We start from the raw sequence: 25558 nt of genomic DNA, 5'->3' as shown, positions 1-25558 counted from the left end.
GACCTTGCGGCGCGGCGTGGGTTGTGGCTTCGAAGACTGAGGCGATTGGCCGAGAAGCGGAGACGACCACATGGCGCGGCTGCAGGGCGACCCAACGGGGAGCGCGGCTTTCGAACTCGACGGCGTCACCTTCGCGATCGAGGGCCGGACGCTGCTCGCGCCGCTCACCGCGGCGTTCGCGCCCGGCCGCGTCACGGGGCTTATCGGCCACAACGGCTCCGGAAAGTCGACGCTGCTGAAGCTGCTGGCGCGGCAGAACACGCCTTCCGGCGGCTCGATCCGCTTCGGCGGCCAGCCGATCGACGTCTGGGGCGCGCGCGCTTTCGCGCGCCAGATCGCCTATCTGCCGCAGCAGCCGCCGACCGCGGCAGGCCTGACCGCGCGGGAGCTGGTGGCGCTCGGCCGCTATCCCTGGCACGGCGCGCTCGGCCGGGTGACGGCGGCGGATCGCGCGGCCATCGCCCGCGCGCTCGAGCTGACCGACACCGTGGGATTCGCGGACCGCATGGTCGACGAACTGTCGGGCGGCGAACGCCAGCGGGTCTGGCTTGCGATGCTGGTCGCGCAGGAAGCGCGCTGGCTGCTGCTCGACGAGCCCACCTCGGCGCTCGACATCGCCCACCAGATCGAGGTGCTCTCGCTGGTGCGCAAGCTCAGCGTCGAGCACGGCCTCGGCGTCATCGTGGTGCTCCACGAGGTCAACATGGCCGCGCGCTTCTGCGACGAGCTCACGGCGCTGCGCCGCGGAGCCCTGATCGCGCGCGGGGGACCGGACGAGATCATGACGAAGGCCCGCCTCGCCGCGATCTACGAGGTCGAGATGGAGGTGATCCCGCACCCGACGACCGGCGTCCCGGTCTGCTTCGCGGCCTGAACGGCCGCCTAAGCTCGCGCGATCGTGCGCCGGCGGGACGGGACGCGCGGCCGAAACGTCCCATGTCCTGAGACGCCGCGCTCCGGACGCGGCGGACATCGCCAGGGAGCCGCCGATGACGTCGCCCCGTCATGTCAGCCGCCGCGCCGCGCTTGTCGGCGCAGGCGCGCTCGCCGCCACGTCGGCGCTGCGGCCTCGCCTCGCCGCGGCGGCCGCGCCTCTCGCGAAACCCATCCCGTCCAGCGGCGAGCGGATTCCCGCCGTCGGCCTCGGCACGTGGATCACGTTCAACGTCGGAGAGGACCGGACGCTGCGTGACGAATGCGCGGCGGTCATGGAGGCGTTCTTCGCCGGCGGCGGCCGCATGATCGATTCCTCGCCGATGTATGGTTCGGCGCAGCCGGTCGTGGGCTATGGCCTGCGCAAGCTCGGGCGCCCGGACATGCTGTTCTCGGCGGAAAAGGTCTGGACCTCTTCGGGCCGTGACGGCGCGGCGCAGATCGAGGCCACGCGGCGGTTCTGGGATGTGCCGCGCTTCGACCTGCTGCAGGTCCACAACCTGCTGGCGTGGGAGGCGCATCTCGAGACGCTTCGGGCCATGAAGGAGCGCGGCGCGCTGCGCTATGTCGGCGTCACCACCTCGGAAGGCCGGCGCCACAGCGAGCTCGAGACGATCCTCGCGTCGACGCCGCTCGACTTCGTCCAGCTCACCTACAATCCTCTCGACCGCGAGGCCGAGAAACGCCTGCTGCCGCTCGCAGGCGAGCGCGGCGTCGCGGTCATCGTCAACCGTCCGTTTCGGCAGGGCCGTCTGACGGAGGCGCTGGAGGGCGAACCGCTGCCGGGCTTCGCCGCCGAGCTCGGCGCGACGACCTGGGCGCAGCTCATCCTCAAGTTCATCGTCGCCCACCCCGCGGTGACCTGCGCCATCCCGGCGACGACCAGCGTCGCGCATGTGCGCGAGAACCTCGCGGCCGCCTCCGGCCCGCTGCCGGACGAGGCGATGCGCGCCCGGATCGCGGCGCACATCGCCGATCTCTGATGTCGGAGTGGTGGACCTATCGGCCGTCCGACTTCCTGCTGTTCTCGCCCCGCGTCTATGAACGGCTGATCGAGACGCACAACGCGGCGCTGTGGCCCTTGCAGCTCGTCGGGCTCCTGCTCGGCCTCGTCCTGCTCGCGGCCGTCTGGCGGGGCCGGGACGGCGACGCGCGGCTTGCGCTCGCGGCGCTCGGCGTCATCGTCGGCTGGGTCGGGTGGAGCTTCCTCGGCCAGCGCTACGCCGCGATCAACTGGGCGGCCGCCTATGCGGCGCTCGGCTTCGCGGCCGAGGCCGTGGCGCTGGTCGCGGCAGGCGCCGCGCTCCGCGCGCCCCTGTCGATGCCGAGCGCGCTTCGGCGCGCGACCGCCCTCCTCCTGATCGCCGTCGCGGTCGTCGCCTATCCGCTCCTCGCGCCGCTCGACGGCCGCTCGCTCGCGAGCGCGGAGACCTTCGCGGTCATGTCTGAGCCGACAGCGATCGCGACGCTCGGGGCGCTGCTGCCGCTGCGGCGCCGACTCGCGCTGGCGCTCGGACTCGTCCCGCTGGCGTGGTGCCTCTACGCCGGGATGACGCTGTGGACGCTCGGCGACGCCGCCGCCGCCGCGCCGCTCGGAACCGCGGCGCTGTTTCTCGCCGCCCTCGCGCTCGGCGGGCGCTCCCGTCAGGCCTCGGGCGAGCGCTTGCGCAGCAGATAGCTGTCCATGATCCAGCCGTGGCGAGCGCGCGCCTCCGTGCGGACGCGCTCGATCTCGTCCGCGACCTCGCTCAGGCGGCCGGAGACGAGAATCTCGTCCTCCGTCCCGACATAGGCGCCCCAGAAGATCTCCACGTCCTCGCCTTGGAGCCGCCGGTAGGCGTGCTCGGCGTCGAGCATGACGGCGATCGTGTCCGCGTCCTCGGAGAAGCCCTTCAGGCGGCGCCCGGTGGTGATCTCGACGGCGCGGCCGACCGTGTTCAGCGTCGTCCGGTGCTTCGCCGCCAGCGCCTGCAGGCTGGTGACGCCTGGGATGACCTCCCAGTCGATTTCATGCCGGCCGCTGTCCGCGATGTCGCCGACGATCCGGATCGTGCTGTCGTAGAGCGCGGGGTCGCCCCAGGTCAGGAATCCGCCGCACTCGCCGTCGCGAAGCTCGTCACCGATCAGGCGCTCGAACACCGCCTGTTTGCGGGCGTTGAGGTCGTCGATGCTGGCGGCGTAGTCGGCGGCGTCGCGCTCGCGCTCGGGGCTCGCGGCGTCGACGAATCGGTGCGCGCGGTCCGGCCGGATGAACCGGCGGCAGATCTCGCGGCGGATGGAGATGAGCTTGTCCTTGGATGGACCCTTGTCCATCAGGAAGAAGACGTCGACCTCGTTGAGGGCGTCGATGGCCTGGACGGTCAGGTAGTTCGGATCGCCGGCTCCGATGCCGATGATCTTGATCCGCTTGGTCACGCCGCCCTCCCGCGTCCGCTCGCGCGCGCCTTGGAGCGCGACGGCCGTCACGAATCGACGGCTCGCCTTAAAGCAATGACGGCGACCTTGCGGTCGCCGGCCATGTCTTCGTTCGTCTTCGGGAAAGCCGGCCCGCATTGGCGGGGGCGACTTGAGGATGCGGCAGGAACACCAAGAAGGACTTGGTGGGCGCACTAGGGCTCGAACCTAGGACCCGCTGATTAAGAGTCAGCTGCTCTACCAACTGAGCTATGCGCCCGAAAGTCAAAGTGACCGGCGGGACGCCGCATCGCTGAAGTGCGCGGGGTGTACCAAACGCCCCCGCGCCTGTCCAGCCCCGTTTATGCGTCTTCCTGGAAAACCTCTTCGCGCTTGGCGCGCACCGAGGGGAGGAAGGTGATAACCAACACCAGCACCGCGAGAACCAGCAGCGTGGCGCTGAGCGGGCGCGTGACGAACACCGAGGGATCGCCGCGCGAGATCGTCATGGCGCGGCGCAGATTCTCCTCCAGCATCGGCCCGAGCACGAAGCCGAGCAGAAGCGGCGCCGGCTCGCATTCGAGCTTCACCAGCACGTACCCGAGCAGGCCGAACGCCGCGACCGCATAGAGATCGAAGGCGTTGGAGTTCACGCTGTAGACGCCGATGGCGCAGAAGGCGAGAATCGCCGGGAACAGCATGGTGTAAGGCACCGTCAGCAGCCGGACCCACAGCCCGATCAGCGGCAGGTTCAGCAGCACCAGCATCAGGTTGCCGACCCACATGGAGGCGATCAGGCCCCAGAACAGCTCCGGCTTCTCGCTCGCGACGTTCGGCCCCGGCTGGATGCCCTGGATGATCATCGCGCCGATCATCAGCGCCATCACCGGGTTGGCCGGGATGCCAAGCGTCAGCATCGGGATGAACGAGGTCTGGGCGCCGGCGTTGTTCGCCGATTCGGGCGCCGCGACGCCTTCGATGGCGCCCTTGCCGAAGCGTTCGGGCGTCTTCGAGATCCGCTTCTCGACGGTGTAGGCCGCGAAGGACGACAGCACCGCGCCGCCGCCCGGAAGAATGCCCAGCACCGAGCCGAGGGCCGTGCCGCGCAGCACCGGCGCGACCATCGCCTTGAAGTCCTCCTTCGACGGCCAGAGGTTCGTGACCTTCTTGACCATCACCTCGCGGTCGGACTCGTTCTCGAGATTGCGGAGGATCTCGGCGATGCCGAACACGCCGACCGCGACCGCGACGAAGTTGAGGCCGTCCGCCAGTTCGAGGAAGCCCATCGTGAAGCGCTGGGCGCCGGTGTTCACGTCGGAGCCGACGAGGCCGAGGAGCAGGCCGACGACGACCATGGCGAGCGCCTTGATCACCGATCCGCTCGCCAGCGCCACCGAGGCGACGAGGCCGAGCATCATCAGCGAGAAGTACTCCGCCGGCCCGAACTTCAGCGCGACCTCGGTGAGGGGCGGCGCGAACAGGGCGATCAGGACCGTCGCCACAGAGCCGGCGAAGAACGATCCGAGCGCGGCCGTCGCAAGCGCCGGGCCCGCCCTGCCCTGTTTGGCCATCTGGTAGCCGTCGATCGCGGTCACCGCCGACGAACTCTCGCCGGGCAGGTTGATCAGGATCGCGGTGGTCGAGCCGCCGTACTGCGCGCCGTAGTAGATGCCGGCGAGCATGATCAGCGACGTCGCCGGCTCGAAGTTGAAGGTGATCGGCAGCAGCATCGCGATGGTCGCGGTCGGGCCGATGCCCGGAAGAACGCCGATCAGCGTGCCGAGCAGCACCCCAGCGAAGCAGAAGGCGAGATTGACCGGCAAGGCGGCCGTGCCGAAGCCGAGAGCGAGGTTGGAGATGAGATCGGAGGCGGACGAAAGGATATCCATGGTCTCAGTTTCCTCCGCTCACGCGCCGAAGAGGCCGCGGATCGCGGCGACGACGCCGGCGATCATGGAGCCGATCGCGGAGAACGCGGCTCCGATCGGGGCGTAGGCCACGTCGAAATAGGGATTGAGCGGAGCGAACGGGCCGTTGAACACGGGGACCGGAAGGCCGAGCCAGCGCTGGAACACGATCACGCAGAACAGCGTCAGCGTCAGCGTCAGCGCGACCGCGAGCTTGACCGTCGAGCGACGGCTCGCAAAGGCGGAGATCGCGACCACGAGGGCGACGGACGGGGCGAGGCCCAGCCAGCGGATCGTCAATCCGAACACGATCGGCGAGATCAGGATCATGAAGGCGCCGCGCCACGGCACGGCGCCGATGTCGACGGGCGGGCGTCCGATCGACTTGATCACGATGATCACGCCGAGCAAGCCGAGCACGCCCGCGAGCAGAAGCGGGAAGTATCCCGGCCCCATGCGGAGCGCCGTGCCGATGGTGAGATCCATCGTGCCCAGCGCGAAGACCGCGGCGATTGCGATGAAGATGCCGCCCGCCGCGGCGTCACGAGTGTTCACTTGCATGATGAGGCCCTTTGACGGTCCGCGTCGCAAACAGGCGCGCTCAAGACAGCGGCCCCCGCCCGCCGACGGCCCCTCGCCGCTGGCGCGCGAAGGGCCGTCACTTCAGGTCAGTCGGCGTAGACGCCGGCGGCTTTGATGACCGGGGACCAGCGATCGATCTCCGACGTCAGCTTCGTCTTCAGCCCTTCCGGCGTCGCCTCGGCCTCCGAGGACGGCGCGGTGCCGAGCTCGGCGAAGCGCTTCGCCACGTTCGGGTCCTTCAGCGCCTTCTGCAGCGAGGCGGTGAGCTTCTGGACGATCTCGGCCGGGGTGCCCTTCGGCGCGTAGATTCCGTGCCAGATGCCGACCTCGAAGCCCGGCAGGCCCGCCTCGGCGGCGGTCGGAATGTCGGGGAGCGAGGCGAGGCGCTCCTTGGTCGTGGTCGCGTAGGCCTTGATCTTGCCCGACTTGATCTGGTTCGTGGTGTTGGTGGTCTGGTCGCACATGACGTCGACCTGCCCGCCGACGAGATCCGTCATCGCAGGACCGGTGCCCTTGTAGGGCACGGTGGTCAGCGGGGTCTCGATCTTCGACATGAAGAGCATGCCGCAGAGATGCGACGCCGCGCCGATGCCGGCGTTGGCGTAGGTCACCTGGTCCTTGTTGGCCTTGGCGTAGTCGATCAGGCCCTTGAGGTCGGTCGGCTCGAAATTCGCGCGCGCCACGAGCGTCATCGGCACCTCGGTGACGAGGCCGACATAATCGAACGCGTTGAGCGTGTCGTAGGGCAGCTTGCGGTACAGCACCGCGCTGGTGGCCATGCCGATATGGTGCAGCAGAAGCGTGTAGCCGTCCGGGTCGGCCTTCGCGACGCGGCCCGCGCCCAGCGTGCCGCCGGCGCCGCCGACGTTCTCGATGATGATCTGCTGCCCGAGATCCTTGCTCATCGACTCCGCGACGAGCCGGCTGACGGTGTCGGTCGGGCCGCCGGCCGAGAACGGCACGACCATGGTGATGGTGCGGCTCGGGTAGTTCTGCGCCTGCGCGGGCGCGGCTGCGAGCGCCGCAAAGGCGGCGGCCGCGGCGAGATGCTTCAGCATGGAGTTCCTCCCAGAATACGCCCCGGCGAGGCGGTTTATCCGCGTTGGCCGCGGTATGACTTTTCACCGGTCGGTCGCCGGCTGCGCGTTTTGCGCAACCCTGATCCGCCCCGCTTATGGGTCATCCTTAAGTCGGACGCAACAACGGATTAAGGCCATATGACGGCATACGTAAAACCCCTGCCCCGCTCACGATCGCGGCGCCGAAGGGGTTCTGGAGACTGGGAAAACCGATTTCTCTGGCATGCCAGAGCAGCCGCGCCGAAGAGCATTCGTGGTTGGACGACGGCCGGCCCAAGGGCGTCGCTTGTCGAACGACCAGATCCGGTCTTGGGGCGACGCGAGGAACGGCGGCGGTCCGACGAACCGGACCGATCGCGGCGCGGCGGACGTCTCCGGGCGAACCGCCCGGAGACGTCCGCCTGTCTCAGGCGCTGATGGCGGCCTGCGCGTTCACCTGCTGACGCTTGACCGTCAGCTTGTTGAGCGCAGCCACATAGGCCTTGGCGGAAGCGACCAGCGTGTCGGGATCGGCGACCTTGGCGGAAACCGTCTTCTCGCCCTCCTCCAGCCGCACCGAGACTTCCGCCTGGGCGTCCGTGCCTTCGGTGACCGCGTGCACCTGATAGAGCGCGAGGCTGGCCTCATGCGGCGCGACGCTGCGGATCGCGTTGAAGATCGCGTCCACCGGACCGTTGCCGGTCGACTGGACGGTGGTGTGCACGCCCTCGATGTCGAGCGTCAGCGTGGCCGACTGCGGGCCCATGGTGCCGGCGATCACGGTGAGCGACAGCACCTTGATGCGGTCGTTGCCGGAGGCGATCTGGTTGTCCACCAGCGCCTCGATGTCCTCGTCGTAGACGTGCTTCTTGCGGTCCGCGAGCTCCTTGAACCGGGCGAAGGCGTCCTGCAGCGCGTTCTCGCCCAGTTCGTAGCCCAGCGCCTTCAGCTTGTCCTTGAAGGCGGCGCGGCCCGAATGCTTGCCCATCACCAGCGAGGTCTTGGTCACGCCGACGGAGGCCGGCGTCATGATCTCGTAGGTCTCGTTGTTCTTTAGCATTCCATCCTGGTGGATGCCGCTCTCATGGGCGAAGGCGTTCTTGCCGACGATCGCCTTGTTGTACTGCACCGGGAACGAGGTCGCGGCCGACACCAGCCGCGAAGCGCGGGTGAGCAGGGTCGACTCCACGCCGGTCTCGTAGGGAAGAGCGTCCCGGCGCGTCCGCAGCGCCATCACGATCTCCTCCAGCGCCGCGTTGCCGGCGCGCTCGCCGATGCCGTTCACCGTGCATTCGATCTGCCGCGCGCCGCCGGCGAGGCCCGCCAGCGAGTTCGCCACCGCGAGGCCCAGATCGTCATGGCAATGGGTCGAGAAGATCACCTTGTCCGCGCCCGGCACCCGCTCGCGCATGGCGACGAACATGGCGCGGTACTCGTCCGACGTGGCGTAGCCCACCGTGTCCGGCAGGTTGATGGTGGTGGCGCCGGCCCGGATCGCCGCCTCCACCGCGCGGGCGAGATACTCGTGGCCGGTGCGGGTGGCGTCCATGGCGGACCATTCCACGTCGTCCACCAGATTGCGCGCCTGGGCGACGGTGGCCGCGATGATCTCCAGCACCTCCTCCTCCGTCTTGCGCATCTGATGCTTCAGATGGATCGGCGAGGTGGAGACGAAGGTGTGGATGCGCGGCCGCTTCGCGAAGCGCACCGCCTCGCCGCAGCGGGCGATGTCGCCCGGGATGGCGCGGGCGAGGCCCGCGACGACGGCGTTCTCCGTGCGGCGGGCGATCTCGGCCACCGCCTCGAAGTCGCCGTTGGAGGCGATGGGGAAACCCGCCTCGATGATGTCGACGCCCATGCGGTCGAGCAGATGCGCGACCTCGAGCTTCTCATCGAAGGTCATGGTGGCGCCGGGGCACTGCTCGCCGTCGCGCAGCGTCGTGTCGAAGATCACCACGCGTTCGTTTGCTGCGGTCATGTCGGTCTGGTCCTTCGTCGGGCGCGTCGTCGGCTCATGCGGCTCGATGCGAAACGCCTTTTGTCCTGCGGTTCAGCCGTCCGGTCCCCTGAGCGCCAGGGCGCTCGCGCCCGGCCGGCCCTCAGGGGCGTGTAAGGAGCAGGCGAAGCGCAAGCGGACGCGCGCGTTCGACGGCCGGGAAGGCCGGAACGACGGTCGCGATGATGTCGCCGCTGGCGCGCATGACAGGTCCGAAGCGAAAACTCGGCGATGATGTACTGCGATCCCGCGTTTCGATCAACGCCCCAGCCGCGGTCGCAAGCGAACTACTACGGACTTGTCGCCGAGGTCGCGTCCGCTGATGCTTCAGCTTCCGGCGCAGCCAGGGGTGACGCCATGAAGACCGCAGCCGCATGCATGATCGCGCTCGTTACGCTTTCGACGCCAGCCGGAGCGGCCGGTCAGGACGACGCGCTCAAGGCGCCTCGCCCGGCCCCGCCTGCGGCGAGGGCCTCCACCACTCCGAACCCGAGCGATCTCGGCGCGGCGATCATGTCCGCCGAAGTCGACGCCGGCGGAACGCTGCTGATCGGCGAAGGCGCCGTTTCGTCGGTCCGAACCGGCGCCGGACAGTATCAGGTCGGGTTTGGCCGCGACGTCCGCAACTGCGCCTTCAGCGCGACGAACCAGTCCGTCAGCGGCAACCCGCCGTTCGTGCAGAAATACGGAGCCGAGTGGCTCGAAGGCGTCTTCGTCGGGCATCTGGAAGGCTCGGGATACTCAGACACGCGCTTCTACCTGATCGCCGTCTGCGGCCGATAGGAGCGGCCGGGGTCAGGCGTCACCGCAGCAGGAGCCGCTCCACCGCCGCATGGACGTAGTCCGGCGAGGCCTCCGTGAGTTCGGCCGCGGAGCGGACGAGGGTCACGCCATCGAGCTCCGGCTCGCGCTCGGCGCGGATGTGGGCCTCGACCCGCGCGGCGAGTTCCCGCGCGTCAAGCGGGCTGTCGAAGCGGCGGACACAGGCGACGAGGTGGCCCGCGAGCACACAGATCCGCTCGTCCGTGGGCGTGACCAGCGGAGCCGCCAGCCCGGTCTCCTCCGCGAGCTCGCGCGCGATCGAGCCTTCGAGGTCGACCACGTCGCCCGACACGTCGCCGAGGTCGGGCGTGCCGGCGGGAAAGTAGACGCGGCCCGCGTTCGCCGTGTGCTGCGCCATGCGGCCGAGCAGGACCGCGCCGTCGGACGACACGACCGCGGCCGCGCCGAACACGTTGCGCACCCCCCGCTCGGGAAAGTTCTTCGCGCGCCACCACAGGAAGGTGGAGAAGCCGGTCTCCGCGTAGCGCGCCGAAAGCCGGCCGTCCTCGATCGAGAGCCCGTCGCACAGCAGCACGCGGCCGTCATACATCTTCGGCTTGGCGGCGACGGCCTCCACCCAGTGCGCCGCGATCGCCTCGGAATCGGTCAGGTCGAAACACAGCGGCTCGCCGCCGAGCCGGCCTTCGAAGCGCGAGACCCGGACGACCTGTACGCTCACGGCAGGAACAGCGAGCCTTCGGCCACCACCACGGCCGACCCACCGATCGTCGCCGAGGCCAGGCGGCCTTCCGACACCCTGAGCCCGAGTTCGATCACGCTCGGACGGCCCATCTCGTAGCCCTGACCGATTTTCAGCGCGTGCTCGCCGTCCCCCGGCCGATCGAACGCCATGACCGCCCCAGCGAAGGCCGCGACCGCCGATCCCGTCGCCGGGTCCTCGAACGCCCCACGCACCATGCGGGCGCGGAACGCCTGACCCGGATCGCCGGTCTCGCGCGTGTAGACGAAAGCGGCCCGGCGCGCGTCGCCGGCGAAGGCCGCGTCCCAGCGCGCGAGGTCCGGGCGCAGCCGCGCCAGCGCGTCGAGGCCGCTCACGGGCACGAAGGCGAAGAGGTTGCCGGCGTCGAAACAGGACGGCGCGTGGCCCTCGAAGCCGATGTCGGCCTCGTCCAGCCCGAGCGCCGCCGCAATCGTTCCCGCGTCAGAAATGGGTCCTGCCGGCGCCGGCAGCTTCGGCAGGGCGAAGGTGGCGCGCCCCGACCGTTTTCCCGTGGCGGTGGCGCGGCACGGGACGACGCCGACGGCCTCCTCCAGTTCGAACGCCGCGTCGCGGCCCTTGCCGGCGACGGCGTCCATCAGCCCGAGCAGCACCGCCGTCCCGACGGTCGGGTGGCCCGCGAACGGCAGCTCGCGGTCCGGCGTGAAGATGCGAAGCCGCGCCTTGCGGCTCTCGTCTTCGGCCGGCAGCAGGAACACCGTCTCGGACAGGTTGAATTCGCGGGCGATCGCCTGCATGCCGGCCGCGTCGAGCCCCTGGGCGTCGAGCACGACGGCGAGCGGATTGCCGGCGAGCGGCAGGTCGGCGAAGACGTCGAGGATCACATAAAGGCGGGACATGGCGACGGCGTAGCACGAGCTTTCGCCCTGTCGCCAGCGGGATCAGGCCAGCGACGCCGGCAGCAGGGTCAGGCCTGCGCGGGGGTCAGAGACGGCAGGCGGCGTCGCCGGGGCATGGCGAGAAACAGGCCGTACGCCAGCGCCAGCGGCGCGATCGGCGCGCCGATCATGTGCAGCGGCACGATCGCGACCGGCAGCAGCAGAAGCAGGCCGGCGGCGCGACGCTCGGCTCCGACCAGCTCCTCGCGCCGGGCCATCCACCAGATGACGGCGCCGGTCAGCGCGCAGAGGTCGTAGTTGAACGCGTAGGGCGTCGCGAGCGCGGCGGCGATGGTCAGCACGAGGGCGCGGGTCGCGACGTCGGAGGTCCGGCGGAACGTCGTCCAGACCGCGGCGGCCGCGACGACGAGGCCGAGCCCCTGCAGGCTCCAAGTGGGCGACGACGGAAGGTCCGCGATCGCGCCGGAGGGGGCGATGGACACCATCATGAAGCGATGAAAGGCGGAGATGTCCGAGAGCAGGGCGAGCTGGTAGTCGGCGGTCGTCGTCAGCCAGAGGCGCCACGGCTCCACGCCGTAGAGCAGAAGGGCGAGCGCCGAGAGCGCGAGCGCCGTCGCCGCGGCCGCGGCGATGACCCGCCACGCGCCGGCGGCGATCAGCGCGATCGGAATGAGGAGGCCGAGCTGCGGCTTGATCGTGAGCAGTCCGATCAGAACCCCTGCGACGATCGGCCGGCGGTCGATGCAGGCGACCGCCGCGAGCAGGGCCGCGCCGAGCAGCAGGCCGTTCTGTCCGGTGACGACGCACCAGAACGCCGCCGGCGACAGCGCCGCCGCAAGCGCCCCGATCCGGCGCGCGCCGGCGGGCAGGCCCGCGGCGACGACGGCCGCCAGCGCGGCGAGGCCGCCCAGGGTCCAGAGCGCCAGCGCGCCGCCATAGGGCGGCCAGGAGAAGGGCTGCAGCACGATCAGCGCGTGCGGCGGATAGGACCAGTTGAAGTACATCTTCAGCGGCTGGCCGAAGACGTCCTGCAGCAGATTAGGATAGCGCAGGAGATCCCCAAGCGCGGCCGCGCCGTGCTCGGCCGCGACGCGCGGCGCGCCCCAGACGTTGATGAAGTCGCGACCGAGCGGATGCCCGGTCACGTCCTCCCAGTTCCCCGCGGGCAGGAAGAACCGCACGACGAGCACCGCCGCGAAGAGGAGCCCCGCGAGCGTCACTTCGATCAGCAGCCGGCGGGCCGAGGGCGACATGAAGCTTACTCCCTGATGGCGGGAGTCTGCCTCAGGACCGCTTAAGGAGACGCCAACGCCGTGCGCTCTACACCGGCTCCGGCGTGAAAATCCGGCTCGGACGGACGAACTCGTCCTGCGCGGCGACGGTGAGGATCTCCCGCGAGCCGGCCTCGGCGGTCGCCTTGAGCAGGCCGTAGACCGAGGAGCCGGCCCGCGACAGCGCCTCGGCGGCCGAGCCGGTCGTCAGCAGATGCACGAAGAACAGCGCCGCGATCGCGTCGCCGGCGCCGTTCACGGAGACCGGCAGCAGGGGGGTGCGCAGGCGAAACGCGCCCTGCCCGTCCACAGCCAGAAGCTCGATCGCGTCGTCCGGCGTCTCGGGCGTCTGCAGGCTGGTCACGAGCACCGTCTCCGGCCCCCGCGACCGCAGCATCCGGGCGGCCGCGACCGCCGCTCCGAGCGAGCCGACGGAGAAGCCGGCGAGATGCTCGAGCTCGAACTGGTTGGGCGTCACCACGTCGGCCGCCGGCACGGCGCGATCGCGCATGAATTCGGGAATGCCGGGACGCACGAACACGCCGCGCCCGACGTCGCCGATCACCGGATCGCAGCAGTAGAGCGCGCGGGGGTTGGCCGTCTTGACGCGGGCGACCGCCTCGAGGATGGCGTCGCCGATCGCGGCGTCGCCCATGTAGCCGGACAGCACGCCGTCGCAGGACGGCAGCGCGCCGCGCTCGTCGATGCCCGTCACGATCTCCCGGATGGCGTCCGCGGGAAACACGGTTCCGCGCCAGGCGCCGTAGCCGGTGTGGTTCGAGAACTGGACCGTGTTCACCGCCCAGACCTCATGGCCGAGGCGCTGCATCGGGAAGGTGGCGGAGGCGTTGCCGACATGCCCGTAGGCGACGTGGCTCTGGATCGAGAGGATGTTCATGCGCGGCCCGTCCGGTGCGGAGAAGCGTCGCCCTTCTCTACGGCCTTCGCGGCGCGCGCGTCGAATTCCGATCCGTGACGCGCGCGATCGTATCCCGTGACGTTCAGGCGAAATAGCCGCGCAGGAAAGTCGCTCCGGGCGCGAGCAGGATATAGGCCCACACGATCGCCGAGGTCGCGTTCGCGAACTGGAACAGCCAGAACGACATCTGGAACATGCCCGCGACGAAAGGCACGAAGGAGCGGATCGGGCTGATGAAGCGTCCGATGAACACGCCGGCCGCGCCCCACTTCTGCACGAAGGCCTGCGAGCGTTCGATGATCTGCGGCCGCTCCCGCACGGCCTTCCAGCCCAGCACCCTGTCCTTGAGCTTGAAACCAAGCCAGAACGACACCCAGTCGCCGAGGAAGCCGCCGAGGGCGACGCCGGCGAAGATCGGCCAGAACGCGATGTTGCTGGCGCCGATCAGCGCGCCGACGCCCACGAACAGCGGCGTCGACGGCACGGCGAGCGACAGCCCGACGATCGATTCGAGAAAGGCCAGAACGAACACGATGACGGGCGCCCAGGCTTCGTGCTCGCGCACGAACTCGAGCACCGCGCTGACGATCTCGTGAAAACTCATGGGCTTGGGTCGTCCGGCTGCGGAAGGCGAGCAGTTGTGTCCTGCTTCGATGGCGCGCGCAACCGGCGAAGCCGGACCGCTCCCGCCTCACGCCGCCCGCAACGCGCCCGCCGCCGCCGCGGGGCGGACCACCATGGTCGCGACGCTCGTCCCCACCGGGGCCGCAAGCGCGAAGGCGACGGCGCGCGCGACGGCCTCGGGGAGCGCCGCGCCCGCGCGGCGATCCGGAAGCGCGACGACGCTGACGGCCGGACCTTCGCCGCCGCGTCGCGATCCGTCCACGCCCGCCGGAAGCGCCACGTGACGGTCGTCGTCGTGGGCGACGACCACCAGCGCGCCGGCGCTATTACGCCGGAGGACCTTCATCGAATCGGCCGCCGACCGCCGGTCGGACACGACGGCGTCCACGCCGCCGAACGCGCCGGCGCAGAGCGCGACGACCGACTCGAGCAGCCCGCCGCCATCGCCCGCGATCGCCAGCGCGGCGATCTCGGCGCCCTCCCAGCGCAGCTCCGCGACAAGTTCGGCGATCCGGCCCGCGTCCGCCGCCCCGAGGGCGAGGCGCGCGCCCTCCCGGGCGAGACGCCGGACCGTGGCCTCCAGAAGAGACGGCTCGAGCCCGAGCAACGCGATCGCCTGTCCCCGCAACGCCGCCATGGTCTCCGCCTCCTCGTCCCGCCGCCGGCCCGCCCGGCGACCCATGGACCAAAGCATGAGCCCGACCCGGCCGGCGTCGATAGACAGATGCTCCGAACCTCTTGCCCGATTCTCCAGATGTGCCGCCGCGCCCCTCGCGCGAGCGACCGCCACAGCCTAACTTGCCGCTCGGGGACAAGACGAGGCGCGACCCTGCAAATCAAGCGGGGTGCGTCGTTTGCTTGGAAGGGCGAATCCATTGCCGCATCTGAACGCACTCGCCGCGCTGATTGCGCGATATGCCCCCACAGACGGCACGCATGAGACGCCGGTTCCGAACCTGACGCTCTACCGCGCGTCGCAGCCGAGCGAACCGACGCACGGCATGTACGAGCCGGCTTTCTGCATCGTCGCGCAGGGACGCAAGCAGATCGAGCTCGCCGGCGAGACCTACATCTATGACGGCGCGCGCTCTCTGATTGTCTCCGTCGACCTGCCGGTCGTCGGCCGCGTGATCGAGGCGACGGAGAAAGAACCCTACCTCGGCGCCAAGCTCTCGCTCGATCCGCAGGCGCTGAACGCCCTCCTGATCGAGCACCGGCTCGACCGGCGCGAGCCTTCCGCCGGCGTCGCGGTGTCGCTCGCCGACACGACGTCCGAGATGCTCGACGCCTTCACGCGGCTCGTCGGGCTGCTCGGCGCGCCGCATGACATTGGCGCGCTGGCGCCGCTCGCCGAACGGGAGATCCTCTACCGCCTGCTGACCGGCGCGCTCGCCGCCCGCGTCCGCCAGATCGCGACCGCCGACAGCAAGATCAGCCAGGTGAACCGCGCGATCGACTGGATCAAGCGCAACTTCAACCAGCCGTTCCGGATGGAGCAGGTGTGCGCGGCGGCGAACATGAGCCCCTCGGCGCTGCACGCGCACTTCAAGACGGTGACGTCCATGAGCCCGCTGCAGTACCAGAAGCACCTGCGGCTGCAGGAGGCGCGGCGGCTGATCGTCAGCAACGCGCGCGACGCCGCGACCGCGGGCCACGCGGTCGGCTATGAAAGCCCTTCGCAGTTCAGCCGCGAGTATCGGCGCCTGTTCGGCGCGCCGCCGATCCGCGACGCGGCGCGCCTGCGCGAGACGCCTGCGGCCGAGTTGTCGGTGGGGTAAGCTGAACGCAACACGGCCGGGCTTCCGCCCGGCCGTTTGCTTGCCCGATCCGAGCCGGATCAGTTCTTGGTCTTGTCGACCATGGCCTTGGCCTTGATCCAGGGCATCATCTCGCGCAGGCGCGCGCCGACTTCCTCGATCTGGTGGGCGTCGTTGCGGGCGCGGGTCGCCTTGAACGAGGTCTGGTTGACCTTGTTCTCCAGCATCCAGTTGCGGGTGAAGACGCCGCTCTGGATGTCGTTCAGCACCCGCTTCATCTCGGCCTTGGTCTCGGGCGTGATGATGCGCGGGCCGGTGACGTATTCGCCGTATTCCGCGGTGTTGGAGATCGAGTAGTTCATGTTGGCGATGCCGCCCTCATAGATGAGGTCGACGATCAGCTTCACTTCGTGCAGGCACTCGAAATAGGCCATCTCCGGCGCGTAGCCGGCTTCCACCAGCGTCTCGAAGCCAGCGCGGATCAGCTCTACGAGGCCGCCGCAGAGCACGGCCTGCTCGCCGAACAGGTCGGTCTCGCACTCTTCCTTGAAGGTGGTCTCGATGATGCCGGCGCGGCCGCCGCCGTTGGCGGAGGCGTAGGACAGGCCGATGTCATGGGCGTTGCCCGAGGCGTCCTGATAGATCGCGATCAGAGACGGCACGCCGCCGCCCTTCAGGTACTCGCCGCGCACGGTGTGGCCGGGGCCCTTCGGGGCGACGAGCAGCACGTCGAGGTCCTTGCGGGGCTCGATGAGGTTGAAGTGGACCGAGAGGCCGTGGGCGAACAGCAGCGCCGCGCCTTCCTTGAGGTTCGGCTCCAGGCTCTCCTTGTAGATGTCGGCCTGCAGCTCGTCCGGGGTCAGCAGCATCACCACGTCGGCGACCTTTGCGGCTTCCGCGGGCGACATCACCTTGAAGCCCTCGGCCTCGGCCTTCTTGGCGGTCGCCGAGCCCGGACGCAGGGCGACGATGATGTTCGGCACGCCCGAGTCGCGCAGGTTCAGCGCGTGAGCGTGGCCCTGGCTGCCGTAGCCGATGATGGCGACCTGCTTGCCCTTGATGAGGTTCAGATCGGCGTCGCGATCGTAATAGACGCGCATTGTGAGGTCCTTCCCGATGGCTTCTGTTGCGTTTCAGCCGGCCATCGCCGGCGTTTTCGTCGCCCCATAAAGGGCAAGGAACTGGTCGACGGCGCGCCGCGCGTCCGCGGCGGCGTCGATGGCGAAGCGGTCGCCGAGCAGCCGCCGGATCTGGACGTCCCGCCCGGCGAGGCCGAAGAAGGTGCGGAACGCCTCCTCCGCGTCGTCGAACGCCACCAGGCCGGCGGCGCGCGCGTCGAGAAGCAGCGGCTTCAGCCGTTCGCCGATCGCGAAGCGCCCGTTGGCCAGCACGATGCCGCCCAGCGTCTCGGCCTGCCCGATCGCGATCCGGTTGAGCGCGACCGAGGTTTCAGAGGAGATCACGGTCAGCCAGTTGGCGGCGAAGCCCTCGAGGCTCTCGCGCAGGGCGCCGGCGTCGAGATGCTGCCGGTCATAGGCGCCGGCGCGCACCTTCGAGGCCTGCCACCGGACGGTTTCGGTCAGTAGGCCCTCGCGGTCGCCGAACCACTTGTAGAGCGTCTCCTTGGAGCAGCTCGCGCGGCGGGCGACCGCCGTCATGGTCAGCGCCGCGGCGCCCTTCTCGACCAGCAGCGCGAGCACGGCGTCGAGCACGGCTTCCCGCCGCCCCGCCGTCCCCTCGCCCGCGCTGTCCAGACCGATCTCGCTCATGTCGCCGTACCGTACGTTACGGTTCGGTCGTATGGACGATCCCGCCCGCGCTGACAAGGACTGTTTTCGGAAGAGAGGACGGCGTCTCGGAACCCGCGTGAAGCGCTGGGCGAGCCCTTAGGCCGCCATGCCCTCCGGACCGCGGGCGATGGCGGCGACGCCGGTGCGCGAAACCTCGACGAGACCGAGCGGCCCCATCAGCACGATGAACTGGTCGAGCTTGTCGGGCTTGCCGGTGATCTCGAAGATGAAGCTCTCCGTCGTCGCGTCGATCACGCGCGCGCGGAACGCCTCGGCCAGACGCAAAGCCTCGGCGCGCAGGTCGCCCTTGCCGCGCACCTTGATCAGCATGAGCTCGCGCTCCAGCGCCTTGCCGGTGAGCGTGAGGTCGACGACGCTGCGCACCGGCACCAGCCGGTCGAGCTGGCTCTTGATCTGCTCGACGACGCCGTCGGGACCCGTGGTCACAATCGTGATGCGGGAGAGGTGCCGCTCATGGCTGACCTCGGACACGGTCAGGCTGTCGATGTTGTAGCCGCGGCCGGAGAACAGGCCGATGACGCGGGCGAGCACGCCCGGCTCGTTGTCGACGATGATCGCGAGCGTGTGGCGGGCGAGCGGCGGATGCGCGTCGTCCATGAAATAGGCGGAGCCGGTGGGCAGAGGCGGCATGGGTTTCTTCTTGATCTTTTGAGAAAGAGGTCATCTCGGCCGGGCGGAGCGAGAGCCGAAATCGTGCGCAGGACAAGGCGCTCGTCGGCGGGACGTCATCCCGGCCCGGCCTTCCGCCGTCCCGGATGACGTCCCGCCGATCGGAAGCGGCTCACACCAGCATCTTGCCCTCTTCCGAGATCGCTTCGTCGATCTCGGCCTCGGCCGCGTCGCCGAGCAGCATCTCGTTGTGGGCGCGGCCCGACGGGATCATCGGGAAGCAGTTCTCCATCTTGTCGACGATGCAGTCGACGACGACGAAGCCCGGCGTGTCGATCATCGTGCGGATCGCCTCGTCGAGGTCGTCGGGATTCTCGACGCGCACACCCGTGCCGCCATAGGCCTCGGCGAGCTTCACGAAGTCCGGCAGCGCCTCCGAGTACGAGTTCGAGTAGCGCCCGCCGTGCAGCAGCTGCTGCCACTGGCGCACCATGCCCATGTACTCGTTGTTGAGGATGAACACCTTGACCGGCAGATTGTACTGCAGGGCGGTCGAGAGCTCCTGCAGCATCATCTGGATCGAGGCCTCGCCCGCGATGTCGATGACGAGCGCGTCCGGATGGGCCTTCTGCACGCCGACCGCAGCCGGCAGGCCGTAGCCCATCGTCCCGAGGCCGCCGGAGGTCATCCAGCGGTTCGGCTCCTCGAAGTGGTAGTACTGCGCGGCCCACATCTGGTGCTGGCCGACCTCGGTCGTGATGTAGGTCTTGCGGTCCTTGGTCAGCTCGTAGAGCCGCTCGATCGCATGCTGCGGCTTGATCGTCGTGGTCGACGGCCGGTAGGCGAGGCTCCTGCGCGCGCGCCAGCGGTCGATCTGCGCCCACCACGTCTTCAGGCTCGCGGCGTCGATCGTCGACGACGTCGCCTTCCAGATCCGCACCATGTCCTCGAGCACGTGGGCGACGTCGCCGATGATCGGGACCTGGACCTTGACGTTCTTGTTGATCTGGGACGGATCGATGTCGATGTGGATCTTCTTCGAGTTCGGCGAGAACGCGTCGAGCCGGCCGGTGATGCGGTCGTCGAAGCGCGCGCCGATGCAGACCATGACGTCGCAGTCGTGCATGGCGTGGTTGGCCTCGAAGGTGCCGTGCATGCCGAGCATGCCGAGCCAGGCGGGGCCGGACGCCGGATAGGCGCCGAGGCCCATCAGGGTCGACGTCACCGGCGCGCCGGTGAGCGCCGCGAACTCACGCAGCAGCTCGCTCGCCCGCGGGCCGGAATTGATGACGCCGCCGCCGGTGTAGAGGATCGGCTTCTTCGCCGACGCGATCAGCTCGATCGCCTGCTTGATGCGGTCGATCTCGCCGTCGAGCTTCGGCTGGTAGCTCTTATGGTGCACGTTCTCCGGGCCGACATAGGTTCCGGTCGCGAACTGGACGTCCTTCGGAATGTCGACGACCACCGGCCCCGGCCGCCCGTGGGTGGCGACATAGAACGCCTCGTGCAGGATCTGCGCGAGGTCGTTGACGTCCTTCACGAGGTAATTGTGCTTGGTGCAGGGCCGGGTGATGCCGACCGTGTCGCACTCCTGGAACGCGTCCGAGCCGATCAGATGGGTCGGGACCTGGCCGGTGATGCAGACCAGCGGGATCGAATCCATCAGCGCGTCGGTCAGGCCGGTCACGGCGTTGGTCGCGCCGGGGCCGGAGGTGACGAGCACGAGGCCGGGCTTGCCGGTCGAGCGGGCGTAGCCTTCCGCCGCATGCGCCGCGCCCTGCTCGTGGCGGACGAGCACGTGCTCCACCTTCTCCTGCTGGAACAGCGCGTCGTAGATCGGAAGCACGGCGCCGCCGGGATAGCCGAAGATGTGCTCGACGCCCTGGTCCTGCAGCGCGCGGACGACCATCTCCGCTCCGGTCATCGTCTCGGTCATGGCGTTTGTCCTTTCGCCGTCTCGACCCTGAACCCGTTCGGCGCCTCGTTGGACGCCGGGCAACAAAAAAGGGCCCGCTGGGGAGCCCTTGGCTTAGGCGTCATCGCTCGGAAGCGGCCCTACTCGGCCCGCTCCTGGGATGACGCCCTGCTTACGAGAATGAGATTGCGCGCCACGTGGCCGCTCCAGTCTTAAAAGTTGCGCGGACGCTACGCCCAAGCCGCGGCGGCGTCAAGCGGCGAGCAGGAGCAACCGACGCCGTCCTTCGGGGAGCCCCGATCAATCGAGAAACACCGTCTCCATCGCCACCTCCGCGTCTTCCGGACGCCACGTCGCGGCGCTGGGGCGATCGTCCTTCAGCTCCATGGCGGCGAAGCGCCAGCCATTGCGGCCGGCGGCCTTGGCCTTGTAGAGCGCCTCGTCGGCGAGCTGCATGAGGCGCTGGGGGTCGGTCGCGTTGTCGGGCGCGAGCACGCCTCCGACCGTCACGCTCGGCCGCAGCGCGACGCCGCCGATCTCGCAGGTCTGGTTCACCGTCTCCACCAGACGTTTCGCGAGGCGCATGGCGTCGTCCACGGTCGGGACAGGCGCGAGCGCCGCGAACTCGTCGCCGCCGAGACGGGCGACGACGTCGGTCGCTCGCATCGAGGAGCGCAGCCGTTCCGCCACCGTGACCAGCAGTTCGTCGCCGCTCGCATGTCCGAAGGTGTCGTTGATCGACTTGAAATGGTCGAGGTCGATCAGCATCAGGAGAAACCGGGTGTGACCGGAGCCGGCCCGGCGCGCCTGGAACTCGAGGCGCTCCGCGAAGCCGACGCGATTGACCAGGCCCGTAAGGCCGTCGTGGTTCGCCCGGTAGGCGAACAGCCGGCGCAGCCGCTGCTGCTCATAGACGACCGTGGCGACGACGATGCTGGGGGCGGTGAGCAGAGCCACCTTGACGTAGCGGAGCGCCTCCACGACCGCGGGATCGGCGGCGTCGATCAACAGGTCCCGTCCCGTGCCGAATTTGAGCTCCACGACGGCGAAGGCGAAGGCGGCGACCGTGGTTGCGAACAGGCCGAGACGCAGCGCGAACCAGAGCAGCGCGATCGAGCCGGCGAGCACCGCTTCCAGCGCGCCGCCGTCGAGCGAGAACCAGAGCAGCGCACCGGCGAACGCGGCGGCGCTCAGGTGTTCGATCGGGCCAGGACGCTTCTCCTCTGTGTGGCCGCTTTCCGGAGTCGTCGGCAGGCAGCCGCGCCCCTGGGTCAGGACGATCGCGAGCATCAGCGCCATCGACAGGATGTCGACCAGCGGACCGACCATGAGCGGGGATGGCGAGAGCGCGCCCTGAAGGCTGAGGCGCACGACGTCGATGACCACGCCCGGCGCGGCGCTTACGACGGCGACGGCCATCAGCGTCGCCATGAGATAGATCGGCGAGCGGATGAGGCCGCGCGTCCGGGCGGCGCGGAACAGCAGCAGCGCGAAAGCCACATGCGCGATGCTGCGCGCGCCGTCCCAGAACACCGTCTCCAGCGGATCGCCGAAGAGAAACCCGAGGACGAGGTGGACCGCGGCGAAACGCACGAAGTCGGCGGACTCGATCGAGCCCCCCATCCGGATCAGCACGCCGACCGCGACGGGCGCCGCGAGCGCCAGCATCGGCTGGCCGGAAGCCCCCTCGCCCAGGGCGCGCCCGGCGACGAGCGCGATCGCGTAGCACAGCGTAAGGGTGAGATTGCGGTTGCTGCGGAAAGCTCGAAGTCGCCCCGCGGCGTACTCGTAGACGGCGTTTCCTGCGGACATGCATGCGGACTCAACGGTTACCCCACGCCTTTCGTAGCAGGGCGCCTCTAAGTCCCCGTTTGCGCTGGCATACAAATTTGAACGAATTCTTGAGCGACCGCCGGACCGGCCCGCCGCCCTGTGACTCGCGTGACGTAAGATTTCCGGAGCGACGCGCGTAAAGGCTTGAGGCCATTAGATACTACGGACGGAGCCATGCCGCTTTTCACCGACCGCTCGGGTCGTTTCTCGCCCTTGCTCACGCTGACGCTCATCGGGCTCGTGCTGCCGGCGGCGTGGCTCGCGGCGCGGGCGGCGAACGGCGACTTTTCGGGCCCGGCGCCCGCGCCCTTCGGCCTGCCGCCGGGGTTCGCGCCGCAGGGCGAGACGCCGTTCGGCCCGGCCGCCGGCGCCGCCTCGGCCTTCGCGGGCCCGGGGGGCGAGGCGGCCCGGCCGATCTACGACGCCATTCACCTGACCGGCGATTGGGCCGTCCGCTTCCTGCTGCTGTCGCTGGCGGTCACGCCGTTCCGGCGGCTCCTGCACTGGCCGCGGCTGCACCTCGTCCGCCGGAGGGTCGGACTCGCCGCGCTCGCCTACGCCGCGCTTCATCTCGGCCTCTATGTCGCCGACCAGCAGTTCGATCTGCTCCGCGTCGCGGGCGAGATCGCGCTGCGCGTCTATCTCGCGATCGGCTTCGTCGCGCTGATCGGCCTTGTCGCGCTCGGCGCCACCTCGACCGACGCCGCCATGCGCCGCATGGGCGCGAAACGCTGGGGCCGCCTGCACAAGCTCGCCTATGCGATCGCGGGCCTCGGCGTGCTGCATTTCGCGATGCAATCCAAGCTCGACGTCGGCGAGCCCATGCTGATGTGGGGTCTGTTCGTCTGGGCGATGGGGTGGCGCGGGCTGCAGGCGCGCTCCGGCGAGCGGGCCGTCGACTGGCGCTGGCTGCTCAGCCTCGCCTTCATGGCGGCGCTCGCGACCGCCGCCTCGGAGGCGCTGTGGTACGGGCTCGCGACGGGCGTGAACCCGTGGCGCGTGCTCGCGGCGAACCTCACGCCGGGCTATGGCGTGCGCCCGGCCGGGTGGGTTTTGCTGTTCGGGCTCGCAGCGACGTTGTCGAGCCTCGTCGGCGCCCGCCGCCGCGGCCCGGACCGGCCGCGCGCGCCGTCGCTGACGCCGGTCGCGAAGGGCGGGCGCGCATAGTCCATTCGTCTGGCGCCGCGCGTGGGACGGGCGTATGAAGCCCCACGAACGCTCCGCCCGCCGCACAGGACTTCGTGACGCCGTGATCGCCGATCTCTCCGCCGCCGACCTCGACAGCCTTCTCGCCCGCGCCCGCGCGGACTACGACGCGTTCCGCGCCAAAGGGCTCAAGCTCGACATGACCCGCGGCAAGCCCGCGCCCGAGCAGCTCGATCTCGCGGAGGGCATGCTCGCGCTGCCCGGCAATCGCGACCACCTGTCGGAAGCCGGCGAGGACGCCCGCAACTATGGCGGTCTGCAGGGTCTCGCCGAGACGCGGGCGCTGTTCGCCCGCACGCTCGGCGCGAGCCCCGACCGGATCGTCGTCGGCGACAACTCCAGCTTGGCGCTGATGCACGACAGCCTCGTCTATGCCCTGCTGAAGGGCGTCCCGGGCTCCGCGAAGCCGTGGGGCCGCGAGCCCGACGTCGCGTTCCTCTGCCCGACGCCCGGCTACGACCGTCACTTCGCGATCTGCGAAGAATACGGCGTGCGCATGATCCCCGTGCCGCTGACGGGCGACGGTCCGGACATGGACAAGGTCGAGGAGCTCGTCCGCGATCCGGCCGTGAAGGGCATGTGGAACGTCCCGAAATACGCCAACCCTTCGGGCGACGTGTATTCCGACGAGACGATCCGCCGGCTCGCCCGCATGACGACGGCCGCGCCGGACTTCCGGCTGTTCTGGGACAACGCCTATGTCCTGCACCACCTGACCGACGACGGGCGCGAGATCCTGAACGTGCTCGACGCCTGCGCCGAGGCCGGCAACCCCGACCGCGCCTTCGTCTTCGCCTCGACCTCCAAGATGACGCTCGCCGGCGCGGGCCTCGCCTTCTTCGCGTCGTCGCCGGCCAATGTGGCGTGGCTGCTCGCGAGCGCCTCGAAGCGCACGATCGGCCCGGACAAGCTCAACCAGCTCCGCCATGTCCGCTTCCTCAAGGACCATGACGGCCTCGTCGCCCATATGGCGAAGCACAAGGCCCTGCTCGCGCCGAAATTCGCGGCGGTGCACGAGGCGCTGGAGGCGCGCCTCGCCGGAACCGGCGCCGCGCGTTGGACGAAGCCCGAAGGCGGCTACTTCATCAGCGTCGACGTGGTCGAAGGAACCGCCGCGCGCGTCGTCCAACTCGCGAAGGACGCCGGGCTGCTGCTCACCGGCGCCGGCGCGACCTGGCCCAAGGGCAAGGACCCGCGCGACCAGAACCTGCGGCTCGCGCCGTCGTTCCCCTCGCTTTCGGACGTGAAGGCGGCCTCCGAGGGCATCGCGATCTGCATCCTGCTCGCGGCCGCCGAAGCCGAGAGCGCGAAGCGCAAGGACGCCGCGGCGTAAAGCTCAAACCCTGCCGCGCCGTTCGATCTCGCCCGTCGCGAGGTCGAACGCGTCGTCAGGCGCCGCATGCCGCCAGTCCTGCATGCGGTTGCGGAACCAGGTCGACTGGCGCTTGGCGTAGCGGCGGGTGTCGACGCGGGTCCGCTCCACCGCGTCGTCGCGCGCGATCTCGCCGCGACGCCACGCGGCGAGCGGCTGGACCCCCAGCGCCTTCATCACCGGGGCCGCGCGCGGCAAGCCGCGCGCCACGAGCCGCTCCGCCTCCTCCGCCGCGCCGTCTTCGATCATGCCTCCGAGACGCGTCGCGATCCGCGCGTCCAGCGCCTTGCGGTCGGGTGCGAGCACGATCCGGAGCGCCGCGTCGGACACAAGCAGGGGCGCCGCCGCGTCGTTCTGCCAATCCCTCAACGAACGGCCGGTGCTCTCGATCACCTCAAGCGCGCGCATCAGCCGCTGCGGGTCGGACGGTCTCAGCCGCGCCGCCATTAGAGGATCGCGACGGGCGAGTTCGGCGTGGAGGTCGACGTCCGGCCCCGCCGCGCGCCAGCGCTCCCGCACGTCCGGCGCGATCTCGGGCACCGCGGACAGCCCGCGGGTGAGCGCGTCGAAATAGAGCCCCGTGCCGCCCACGACGATCGGCAGGCGCGGCCCGCCCAGAAGGCCCGCGACCTCGTCGAGCCAGCGGCCGACGGCGTAAGGCGCCGCGCCGTCCACATGGCCGTAGAGCGCGTGGGGAGCGCGCGCGAGATCGGCGTCCGGCGGGCGGGCGGTGAGCGTGCGGAGATCGGCGTAGACCTGCAGCGCGTCGGCGTTGACCACGACGCCCCCGAGCCGCTCGGCGAGCGCGAGCGCCAGCCCTGATTTGCCGGAGGCGGTGGGGCCTGCGATCAGGATGGCCGAGACCGGCTGCGTCATCGAACTCGTTCCCCGTCCCTGGCCGTCTGCGCATTTCCCCGCGCGCGGCGGGCCGTTATAGACAGCTCATTCGCCGACGCCATCCCCGCTCGCCC

Annotated in this window: 24 protein-coding genes and 1 tRNA gene; 7 read left to right on the top strand and 18 right to left on the bottom strand. The window is 69.8% G+C overall.

Going from position 1 to position 25558, the window contains the following annotated elements:
- Positions 1-70 precede the first annotated feature (70 nt).
- The 3 genes from ACFSCV_RS01235 to ACFSCV_RS01225 all read left to right on the top strand — a co-directional run bounded on the left by ACFSCV_RS01235 (position 71) and on the right by ACFSCV_RS01225 (position 2611).
- A complete protein-coding gene (locus ACFSCV_RS01235) occupies positions 71-874 on the top strand; it encodes an ATP-binding cassette domain-containing protein (RefSeq protein WP_378796211.1) in 804 nt (267 codons plus the stop codon).
- Positions 875-989: 115 nt separating this feature from the next.
- The gene (locus tag ACFSCV_RS01230; protein WP_378796209.1) at positions 990-1916 is read left to right on the top strand and encodes an aldo/keto reductase; all 927 of its coding nucleotides are present in this window, start codon (positions 990-992) and stop codon (positions 1914-1916) included.
- Positions 1916-2611: a DUF6064 family protein gene (locus ACFSCV_RS01225; RefSeq protein ID WP_378796207.1), complete on the top strand. Its 696-nt coding sequence runs from the start codon at positions 1916-1918 to the stop codon at positions 2609-2611. The genes ACFSCV_RS01230 and ACFSCV_RS01225 overlap by 1 nt, the downstream gene beginning before the upstream one ends.
- Here the strand turns inward: ACFSCV_RS01225 and cobF are convergent.
- The 6 genes from cobF to ACFSCV_RS01195 all read right to left on the bottom strand — a co-directional run bounded on the left by cobF (position 2578) and on the right by ACFSCV_RS01195 (position 8852).
- Complete coding sequence (cobF, locus tag ACFSCV_RS01220) at positions 2578-3348, bottom strand: precorrin-6A synthase (deacetylating) (RefSeq protein WP_378796205.1); 771 nt, start codon at positions 3346-3348, stop codon at positions 2578-2580. The two genes, ACFSCV_RS01225 and cobF, sit on opposite strands and share 34 nt — an antisense overlap.
- A gap of 183 nt (positions 3349-3531) precedes the next feature.
- A tRNA-Lys gene (locus tag ACFSCV_RS01215) sits at positions 3532-3607 on the bottom strand.
- Between the two features lie 82 nt (positions 3608-3689).
- Complete coding sequence (locus ACFSCV_RS01210; protein ID WP_378796203.1) at positions 3690-5216, bottom strand: tripartite tricarboxylate transporter permease; 1527 nt, start codon at positions 5214-5216, stop codon at positions 3690-3692.
- A gap of 18 nt (positions 5217-5234) precedes the next feature.
- On the bottom strand, positions 5235-5789 hold the full coding sequence (locus ACFSCV_RS01205) for a tripartite tricarboxylate transporter TctB family protein (protein ID WP_378796201.1): 555 nt from the start codon (positions 5787-5789) through the stop codon (positions 5235-5237).
- Between the two features lie 113 nt (positions 5790-5902).
- Positions 5903-6874: a tripartite tricarboxylate transporter substrate binding protein BugD gene (locus ACFSCV_RS01200; RefSeq protein ID WP_378796199.1), complete on the bottom strand. Its 972-nt coding sequence runs from the start codon at positions 6872-6874 to the stop codon at positions 5903-5905.
- Positions 6875-7301: 427 nt separating this feature from the next.
- On the bottom strand, positions 7302-8852 hold the full coding sequence (locus ACFSCV_RS01195) for a 2-isopropylmalate synthase (RefSeq protein ID WP_378796197.1): 1551 nt from the start codon (positions 8850-8852) through the stop codon (positions 7302-7304).
- A gap of 375 nt (positions 8853-9227) precedes the next feature.
- Here ACFSCV_RS01195 and ACFSCV_RS01190 point away from each other — a divergent pair, with 375 nt between their 5' ends.
- The gene (locus tag ACFSCV_RS01190; protein WP_378796195.1) at positions 9228-9653 is read left to right on the top strand and encodes a hypothetical protein; all 426 of its coding nucleotides are present in this window, start codon (positions 9228-9230) and stop codon (positions 9651-9653) included.
- Positions 9654-9672: 19 nt separating this feature from the next.
- On the opposite strand, the gene ACFSCV_RS01185 is transcribed toward ACFSCV_RS01190, so the two are convergent.
- From ACFSCV_RS01185 to ACFSCV_RS01160, 6 genes are all read right to left on the bottom strand, one after another.
- Positions 9673-10371: an NUDIX hydrolase gene (locus ACFSCV_RS01185; protein ID WP_378796193.1), complete on the bottom strand. Its 699-nt coding sequence runs from the start codon at positions 10369-10371 to the stop codon at positions 9673-9675.
- A complete protein-coding gene (locus ACFSCV_RS01180) occupies positions 10368-11270 on the bottom strand; it encodes a PhzF family phenazine biosynthesis protein (RefSeq protein WP_378796191.1) in 903 nt (300 codons plus the stop codon). The genes ACFSCV_RS01185 and ACFSCV_RS01180 overlap by 4 nt, the downstream gene beginning before the upstream one ends.
- 68 nt (positions 11271-11338) lie before the next feature.
- On the bottom strand, positions 11339-12523 hold the full coding sequence (locus ACFSCV_RS01175) for a glycosyltransferase family 87 protein (RefSeq protein WP_378796189.1): 1185 nt from the start codon (positions 12521-12523) through the stop codon (positions 11339-11341).
- A gap of 67 nt (positions 12524-12590) precedes the next feature.
- Entirely contained in the window at positions 12591-13439 is an 849-nt protein-coding gene (pdxY, locus tag ACFSCV_RS01170) for a pyridoxal kinase PdxY (RefSeq protein ID WP_378796187.1), read from the bottom strand.
- Between the two features lie 103 nt (positions 13440-13542).
- The gene (locus ACFSCV_RS01165; protein ID WP_378796185.1) at positions 13543-14064 is read right to left on the bottom strand and encodes a DedA family protein; all 522 of its coding nucleotides are present in this window, start codon (positions 14062-14064) and stop codon (positions 13543-13545) included.
- Positions 14065-14151: 87 nt separating this feature from the next.
- On the bottom strand, positions 14152-14721 hold the full coding sequence (locus ACFSCV_RS01160; protein WP_378796183.1) for a hypothetical protein: 570 nt from the start codon (positions 14719-14721) through the stop codon (positions 14152-14154).
- 238 nt (positions 14722-14959) lie between these two features.
- On the opposite strand from ACFSCV_RS01160, the gene ACFSCV_RS01155 reads away from it, so the two are divergent.
- Complete coding sequence (locus tag ACFSCV_RS01155) at positions 14960-15862, top strand: AraC family transcriptional regulator (protein ID WP_378796181.1); 903 nt, start codon at positions 14960-14962, stop codon at positions 15860-15862.
- Between the two features lie 59 nt (positions 15863-15921).
- On the opposite strand, the gene ilvC is transcribed toward ACFSCV_RS01155, so the two are convergent.
- From ilvC to ACFSCV_RS01130, 5 genes are all read right to left on the bottom strand, one after another.
- Complete coding sequence (ilvC, locus tag ACFSCV_RS01150; RefSeq protein ID WP_378796179.1) at positions 15922-16941, bottom strand: ketol-acid reductoisomerase; 1020 nt, start codon at positions 16939-16941, stop codon at positions 15922-15924.
- A gap of 33 nt (positions 16942-16974) precedes the next feature.
- Positions 16975-17610 (bottom strand): TetR/AcrR family transcriptional regulator, encoded by a 636-nt coding sequence (locus ACFSCV_RS01145; RefSeq protein WP_378796177.1) that lies wholly within the window; start codon positions 17608-17610, stop codon positions 16975-16977.
- Between the two features lie 117 nt (positions 17611-17727).
- Positions 17728-18282 carry an acetolactate synthase small subunit gene (gene ilvN / locus ACFSCV_RS01140; protein WP_378796175.1) on the bottom strand — a complete coding sequence of 185 codons (555 nt, stop codon included), beginning with the start codon at positions 18280-18282 and terminating at the stop codon, positions 17728-17730.
- 151 nt (positions 18283-18433) lie between these two features.
- Positions 18434-20197, bottom strand: a complete 1764-nt coding sequence (locus ACFSCV_RS01135) for an acetolactate synthase 3 large subunit (protein ID WP_378796173.1) — start codon at positions 20195-20197, stop codon at positions 18434-18436.
- 279 nt (positions 20198-20476) lie between these two features.
- Positions 20477-21988 (bottom strand): diguanylate cyclase domain-containing protein, encoded by a 1512-nt coding sequence (locus ACFSCV_RS01130; RefSeq protein WP_378796171.1) that lies wholly within the window; start codon positions 21986-21988, stop codon positions 20477-20479.
- Positions 21989-22183: 195 nt separating this feature from the next.
- Here ACFSCV_RS01130 and ACFSCV_RS01125 point away from each other — a divergent pair, with 195 nt between their 5' ends.
- Entirely contained in the window at positions 22184-23176 is a 993-nt protein-coding gene (locus ACFSCV_RS01125) for a protein-methionine-sulfoxide reductase heme-binding subunit MsrQ (protein ID WP_378796169.1), read from the top strand.
- A 34-nt stretch (positions 23177-23210) separates the two neighbouring features.
- Positions 23211-24548 (top strand): aspartate aminotransferase type Ic, encoded by a 1338-nt coding sequence (locus tag ACFSCV_RS01120; protein WP_378796167.1) that lies wholly within the window; start codon positions 23211-23213, stop codon positions 24546-24548.
- Positions 24549-24551: 3 nt separating this feature from the next.
- Here the strand turns inward: ACFSCV_RS01120 and miaA are convergent, their stop codons facing one another.
- On the bottom strand, positions 24552-25463 hold the full coding sequence (miaA, locus tag ACFSCV_RS01115; protein WP_378796165.1) for a tRNA (adenosine(37)-N6)-dimethylallyltransferase MiaA: 912 nt from the start codon (positions 25461-25463) through the stop codon (positions 24552-24554).
- Between the last annotated feature and the right edge of the window lie 95 nt (positions 25464-25558).

The organism is Methylopila henanensis (genome assembly GCF_042681025.1).
In the GTDB taxonomy this organism is placed as follows: domain Bacteria; phylum Pseudomonadota; class Alphaproteobacteria; order Rhizobiales; family Methylopilaceae; genus Methylopila; species Methylopila henanensis.
The sequence above is the reverse complement of the archived record's forward strand: the minus strand, read 5'-3'. Positions and strand labels throughout refer to the sequence as shown.

Coding starts and splice junctions, on each gene's coding strand:
- pdxY (WP_378796187.1), bottom strand. CDS start 13,439: ATGAACATCCTCTCGATCCAGAGCCACGTCGCCTACGGGCATGTCGGC.
- ACFSCV_RS01235 (WP_378796211.1), top strand. CDS start 71: ATGGCGCGGCTGCAGGGCGACCCAACGGGGAGCGCGGCTTTCGAACTC.
- ACFSCV_RS01160 (WP_378796183.1), bottom strand. CDS start 14,721: ATGGCGGCGTTGCGGGGACAGGCGATCGCGTTGCTCGGGCTCGAGCCG.
- ACFSCV_RS01230 (WP_378796209.1), top strand. CDS start 990: ATGACGTCGCCCCGTCATGTCAGCCGCCGCGCCGCGCTTGTCGGCGCA.
- ACFSCV_RS01165 (WP_378796185.1), bottom strand. CDS start 14,064: ATGAGTTTTCACGAGATCGTCAGCGCGGTGCTCGAGTTCGTGCGCGAG.
- ACFSCV_RS01210 (WP_378796203.1), bottom strand. CDS start 5,216: ATGGATATCCTTTCGTCCGCCTCCGATCTCATCTCCAACCTCGCTCTC.
- ilvN (WP_378796175.1), bottom strand. CDS start 18,282: ATGCCGCCTCTGCCCACCGGCTCCGCCTATTTCATGGACGACGCGCAT.
- ACFSCV_RS01135 (WP_378796173.1), bottom strand. CDS start 20,197: ATGACCGAGACGATGACCGGAGCGGAGATGGTCGTCCGCGCGCTGCAG.
- ilvC (WP_378796179.1), bottom strand. CDS start 16,941: ATGCGCGTCTATTACGATCGCGACGCCGATCTGAACCTCATCAAGGGC.
- miaA (WP_378796165.1), bottom strand. CDS start 25,463: ATGACGCAGCCGGTCTCGGCCATCCTGATCGCAGGCCCCACCGCCTCC.
- ACFSCV_RS01195 (WP_378796197.1), bottom strand. CDS start 8,852: ATGACCGCAGCAAACGAACGCGTGGTGATCTTCGACACGACGCTGCGC.
- ACFSCV_RS01225 (WP_378796207.1), top strand. CDS start 1,916: ATGTCGGAGTGGTGGACCTATCGGCCGTCCGACTTCCTGCTGTTCTCG.
- ACFSCV_RS01200 (WP_378796199.1), bottom strand. CDS start 6,874: ATGCTGAAGCATCTCGCCGCGGCCGCCGCCTTTGCGGCGCTCGCAGCC.
- ACFSCV_RS01145 (WP_378796177.1), bottom strand. CDS start 17,610: ATGAGCGAGATCGGTCTGGACAGCGCGGGCGAGGGGACGGCGGGGCGG.
- ACFSCV_RS01175 (WP_378796189.1), bottom strand. CDS start 12,523: ATGTCGCCCTCGGCCCGCCGGCTGCTGATCGAAGTGACGCTCGCGGGG.
- ACFSCV_RS01180 (WP_378796191.1), bottom strand. CDS start 11,270: ATGTCCCGCCTTTATGTGATCCTCGACGTCTTCGCCGACCTGCCGCTC.
- ACFSCV_RS01125 (WP_378796169.1), top strand. CDS start 22,184: ATGCCGCTTTTCACCGACCGCTCGGGTCGTTTCTCGCCCTTGCTCACG.
- ACFSCV_RS01130 (WP_378796171.1), bottom strand. CDS start 21,988: ATGTCCGCAGGAAACGCCGTCTACGAGTACGCCGCGGGGCGACTTCGA.
- ACFSCV_RS01120 (WP_378796167.1), top strand. CDS start 23,211: ATGAAGCCCCACGAACGCTCCGCCCGCCGCACAGGACTTCGTGACGCC.
- ACFSCV_RS01190 (WP_378796195.1), top strand. CDS start 9,228: ATGAAGACCGCAGCCGCATGCATGATCGCGCTCGTTACGCTTTCGACG.